At 70.1% G+C, this 3,983-nt stretch carries 3 protein-coding genes; 1 reads left to right on the top strand and 2 read right to left on the bottom strand.

The genetic code is table 11. The features are described from left to right. Positions 1-431 precede the first annotated feature (431 nt). Positions 432-2,165, top strand: a complete 1,734-nt coding sequence (locus KME75_RS40410) for an IS1634 family transposase (protein WP_443690193.1) — start codon at positions 432-434, stop codon at positions 2,163-2,165. Positions 2,166-2,210: 45 nt separating this feature from the next. Here the strand turns inward: KME75_RS40410 and KME75_RS40405 are convergent, their stop codons facing one another. Then, a complete protein-coding gene (locus KME75_RS40405) occupies positions 2,211-2,822 on the bottom strand; it encodes a helix-turn-helix domain-containing protein (RefSeq protein ID WP_246633763.1) in 612 nt (203 codons plus the stop codon). Positions 2,823-2,897: 75 nt separating this feature from the next. After that, positions 2,898-3,350 carry a helix-turn-helix domain-containing protein gene (locus KME75_RS40400; RefSeq protein WP_219420281.1) on the bottom strand — a complete coding sequence of 151 codons (453 nt, stop codon included), beginning with the start codon at positions 3,348-3,350 and terminating at the stop codon, positions 2,898-2,900. Positions 3,351-3,983: the final 633 nt, after the last annotated feature.

The raw sequence follows: 3,983 nt of genomic DNA, 5'->3' as shown, positions 1-3,983 counted from the left end.
TCTTCGGCTTCAACACCTGAAAGATCACCAGGGGTCGCGCTCGCCCCTCACACCGGCCCCTCAAACGAGTCCACCACCAGGGGCAAAACGGACATCAGACCCAAACGGCAAGAACGCCGGGGCCCTGTCCGGGATGCCGCGTGAGCCGAGCGCGGGGCGCAGCGCGGCGGCGAGACGGACGGTGTCCTCGGCGAAGCCCCAGCGGTGCCCGACGATCGCCCGAGAGTGATCATCAAGGAAGGCGAAGAGGTAGGTTTTGCGCCCGCCGACGCGCCCGCGTTCCGCAGCTAATAGCCTGATCTGGACACACGCCGCGGTATCGTCCCAGGTCAGCGCTTCGAGGTGGGCTCGGATTCGCGGAATTTACTGGACACACGTTCGATCGATGTTCGAATGCTTGAGCAGCGTGAACTCGTGTAGTGTCTGGACACGTGCACGTACGGGTGTCGACGCGGCGAAACAAGGACGGCACCGCGGTGCGCTACCTGCAGCTGACCCACAACGAGTGGGACCCGACCACGAAGACCTCCCGCCCCAAGGTGCTGCACAGCTTCGGCCGGGAGGATCAGCTCGACCGCGACGCGATCAAGCGGCTGGTCGCGTCGCTGTCGCGGCTGCTGGACCCGGCCACGGCGTTGGCCGCGACCGCGCCGGCCGAGTTGGCGTTCGTCTCCTCCCGCCCGGTCGGCGGGACGCTGGTGCTCGACCAGCTGTGGCACCGGGCGGGGATCGACGCGGTGATGACCCGGCTGCTGGCCGGGCGCAAGCTCGACCCACGCGTCGAGCGGGTGCTGTTCGCACTGGTCGCCAACCGGGCGCTGGAGCCGGGCTCGAAGCTGGCCGCTGCCCGCTGGGTGTCCCGGCGGGCACACATCGACGGGCTGCCCGAGACCTCCGATGATGCCTGCTACCGGGCGATGGACTGGCTGATCGAGATCGCGCCCGAGCTGGAACGCGAGGTGTTCTGGCAGGTCGCCACCCTGCTCGACAGCGAGGTTGACCTGCTGTTCTTCGACACCACCTCCACCTACTTTGAGATCGACGAGGCCGACGACCCGCTGGCCCGTGACGCCCGCGGCCGACCGGCCCTTGACCTACCCGCCGACGCCAGCACCGACCACGACGGCAACGAGGCCGGCACCGACCGGGTGGGGTTTCGCAGCTACGGCAAGTCGAAGGACTCCCGCGACGACCTGCCGCAGGTGGTGATCGGCATGGCGGTCACCCGGGCCGGGATCCCGGTGCGGGTGTGGTGCTGGCCGGGCAACACCACCGACTCGGCGCTGATCCGCCAGGCCCGCGAAGACATGCGGGACTGGACCCTGGCCCGGGTGATGTGGGTGGCCGACCGCGGGTTCTCCTCCGCGCAGAACCGTCGGGAGCTGCGCCGCGGCGGCGGGCACTACATCATCGGGGAGAAGCTGCGGTCGGGATCCGCGGAGGCCACCGCCGCGTTGTCACGACAGGGTCGCTACCAGCACGTGCGGGACAACCTGCAGGTCAAAGAGGTTCGCATCGCCGAGGATGAACGGTTCATCATCTGCTACAACCCCGAGCAGGCCGACCGTGACCGGGCACTGCGCGAGGTGATGACCGGCAAGCTCACCACGCTGATCGCCGACACCGACCGGCTGACCCCGACGAAGCGGGCGGAGCTGCGTGGGCGGATCTCCACCATGCCCGGGCTCAACCGGTTCCTGCGCGTCACCCCCGGCGGGCTGCTGCGCATCGACAAGAAGAAGATCAACGCCGAGGCGAACCTGGACGGCAAGTACCTGCTGCGCTGCTCCGACCCCGACCTGTCCGCCGAGGACATCGCACTGGGATACAAGCAACTACTCGAGGTCGAACGCGGCTGGCGGGACATGAAGACCACCCTCGAGTTGCGCCCGGTCTACCACCGCCTCGAAGACCGCATCCGCGCCCACGTCATCCTCTGCTGGCTGGCTCTGCTGCTGATCCGGATCGCCGAGACCAGCACCGGCGACACCTGGAACCGGCTCCGCGACGACCTCCAGGAACTACACGTGGGCACCTTCCAAGGCCCCGCCGGCACCTTCCGCCAACGCACCGAACTCACCCCCGCGCAGCGCACCATCCTGGGCAAGCTCGGCATCGACCCACCCAAGAAGATCATCGAACTCGGGCCGCCAACAACGCTCTGACCAGCACAAACACCACCACCTGGACACACGCCTACCAGGAAGAGATCATGCGTCCCCGCAGGTCAAACCCCAGATTCCGTGTCCAGGCCGACTCTCAGCTGCGGAACCCGGGACGCGCGGGCCGTGCAGGGCGTCCCCGGTCCACAACTCGTTCGGGCGCTCGGCTTCGAACCGGCCGAACACCACTTCGGAGCCGGGCCCGCCGGCGGCGAGCGCGCCCAGCATGGCGGCGATCTGCGGATCGTGGGCGAAATGGCGCTGCAACGTCCGCTCCCCGGGCGCCCACCCCATCTGGGCGCGCAGGATCCGCCGCACCTGGGTTGCGGTGCGGGCCGGGTTCTCCCGCTTGAGCGCGACCGCCATCTCGATCACCTCCAGCGGCAACCGGGGCGAGGACTGGCGCGGATCCGGGATCAGCGCGTCGAACCCGCCCCGGCGCCACGCCCGGATCCAGCGGTCCAGGGTGTCGCGGGAGATCCGCCGGCGTCGCCCGGACGGGTCGAGGTGCTCGCGGGCGGCGATCTCGCGCACCAACCGGCCCCGCGCCTTGGTCGACAGCGCCGGATCGGCCGGCTCGCGGATCAGCTGGTAGCGGAACAGCCCGATCGCCCGGGCCCGTTCCGCTCGTACTGCTACTTCGTCGTGTCTCACCGCCATCGGATGAGTCACCTCCTCGTTGTCGTCGTCTCGCTCATCCGTGTCAGGACAAGTGGCGATGATCACCGAGGACGATCACCCAGGATCAGGGGCAACTCGTGTTGATCCACTCTGACCGGTCTGAGCGGGCCAGCCCGGTGCCAGCAACCGGCCCGCCGAGACCGCGGTGGCGGCATGCCAGACCGGCACCTCGCCGACCCGCGAGGCAACCGAGAACCGGGTCGCGATCACCCGCGCGGCCGCGGTGACCGCGGCGATCGCATCCGCCCACGCCGACCCGGCCGGCCCGGGCAGCACCGGATCCGACGCCAGCGCCCGACACCACCGGGTGAACACCGCGCGGACCGCCTCGACCCGGCCGGCGAAGCGCCGCAACCAGCCCCGCACCGTCCCCGCCGGCCGACCCAGCCGCGCCGCGATCCGGCGGTGCCCGAGCCCGACGGCCTTGGCCGCGAGCGCCGCCCCGATCACCGCCGCGGTGTCCGCGCGCCGGACCAGGACCAGCACCGGGAGCAGCACATGCGTCATCCGGCAGCCGGTGCACCGCGACCGCCGCGGGGCGATCCGTACCGGGCTGTCCGGGCCACGGACCGTGCGGGCGCGGGCCCAACCCCACCCGGTTAGCGCCCCCGCGCATCCCGGACACGCCAACCCGCCCGAACGCAGCCGTTCCTCGACCGCGTCAGCGTCGGTCTCTACCGTGAGCATCGCGCCTCCGAGCGCAACCACACGGCCCTCCCGCACGCTTCCGGCCAAGGACACAGCGGGAGGGCCGTGGCCTACCCGACCCGAAGATCGTCACGGTGGCGGCGCCGACGAACACGGTCAACACGACTCGCCAGAACCCACCCGGATCTGCACGCTCAACGGCGCGAACCAGCCCCTACCTCGTCATCCTCGGTGGCGCCTGACAGTCTGACTCCGACACCCACGCCGCGTAGACCCGCAGGGTCGTGGTGCCCCCACCGCCGTGACCGAGTCGGCCAGCGACTGTCCGGACGTCGACACCGGCCGCAATGAGCTCGGTAGCGGTGTAGAGCGTGTCCCTTGGATCATGGGACGGGGTCGCGGAGCCAGTTCCTGATCGAGGCGACGTCGATGGTTCCGCGGAACATGTAGTCGCGCTTGTCGTAGCGGGTGGCGACCGCGCGGTGGCCCTTG

The organism is Pseudonocardia nigra (assembly GCF_019396355.1).
Classification (GTDB): Bacteria; Actinomycetota; Actinomycetes; order Mycobacteriales; family Pseudonocardiaceae; genus Pseudonocardia; species Pseudonocardia nigra.
This window is presented reverse-complemented; position numbering and strand designations above follow the sequence as displayed.

Coding starts and splice junctions, on each gene's coding strand:
- KME75_RS40405 (WP_246633763.1), bottom strand. CDS start 2,822: ATGGCGGTGAGACACGACGAAGTAGCAGTACGAGCGGAACGGGCCCGG.
- KME75_RS40400 (WP_219420281.1), bottom strand. CDS start 3,350: ATGACGCATGTGCTGCTCCCGGTGCTGGTCCTGGTCCGGCGCGCGGAC.